This window comes from Pontibacter beigongshangensis, from assembly GCF_014332515.1.
GTDB lineage: Bacteria > Bacteroidota > Bacteroidia > Cytophagales > Hymenobacteraceae > Pontibacter > Pontibacter beigongshangensis.
Map to the genome: position 1 here is coordinate 1 of NZ_VFSD01000062.1, position 946 is coordinate 946.

The 946-nt window shown below is 57.2% G+C and carries 1 protein-coding gene; it reads right to left on the reverse strand.

Translation table 11 applies throughout. The annotated features are described in order from the left end of the window. Window positions 1-24: 24 nt before the first annotated feature. Window positions 25-936 carry an IS982 family transposase gene (locus tag FJM74_RS22095; protein ID WP_449426653.1) on the reverse strand — a complete coding sequence of 304 codons (912 nt, stop codon included), beginning with the start codon at window positions 934-936 and terminating at the stop codon, window positions 25-27. Between the last annotated feature and the right edge of the window lie 10 nt (window positions 937-946).

The window sequence follows — 946 nt, forward strand, 5'->3', positions numbered from 1 at the left end:
TAACGTGAGTTTTGGGTTAAAAGCTCAACCAAGTACAATTTGTGTATTTTCTCCCTTTCCTGCTTTGGGCAGGAACTGAGGCATGGAGGGGAATTTATCCATAAAAGAGTAAGCGATCAGGCCACCCCATAGGTTGATGAAGAAGTTCAGGGGACTTCTATGCCTGGTGTGGTCAATGTCGCAGTGCTTTTTGAGCAGGTTGAAGACCGACTCAATGAGCCCGCGGTGACGGAGGTAGTGTTTCTGCTCGGGTGTCAGCTCCTGCGGTTGCATGTTTTTGCGGAGCTTGGTGATGAGCTCCAGGCCCCTGTCGCGCAGGCTCTGGGCGATGGAGGAGATATAGCCGGCATCGCCGTAGAGGAAGCCCTGCAGGCGCCCGGTGAGCTGGCCCAGGAGCTGCGGGTTGTTGTCGGCCACGTTGCCCGAGGTGATGCGGAAGACCACCAGCTGGCCCAGCTCATTGATCACCGCGTGCAGCTTAAGGCCGAAAAACCAGCCGGTGGAGGACTTGCCGCGCCTGGCCAGGCCCTGGAAGACCCTGTGGTGGAAGCTGCGCTTGTTGTGGCAGACCACCAGCTTGGTGGCGTCGACGTAGTTGCCCCTGGTGGCGGCGGCCAGGCGGCAGGCGCAGAGGAAGAGGAACAGGGGCAGGTTGAGGCGCTGTATCAGGCCCACAAAGCGGGAGTAGCTGTAGCAGGCGGGGAAGTAGGAGCGCAGTGCCCCCCGCACCCCCAGCTCATAGAAGTACTTGAAACAGCGCAGGCCCGAGTGGTGGTAGAAGATGACGATGGCCATCATCTCCGACTCGCTCATCAGCTGCGTGGCTGGCTCGATCTGGTAGCCGTTGGAGAGTTGGTGGGACTTGAATTTGTGCATGAAATCATCGCAGGCAATGAAAATTTCTGTTAACTTAGTTGTATTCAAGACAGCTGTCATGGCGGTATAA

Excerpts from the sequence above, each read along its gene's own strand:
- FJM74_RS22095 (WP_449426653.1), bottom strand. The coding sequence starts at position 936 with ATGACAGCTGTCTTGAATACAACTAAGTTAACAGAAATTTTCATTGCC.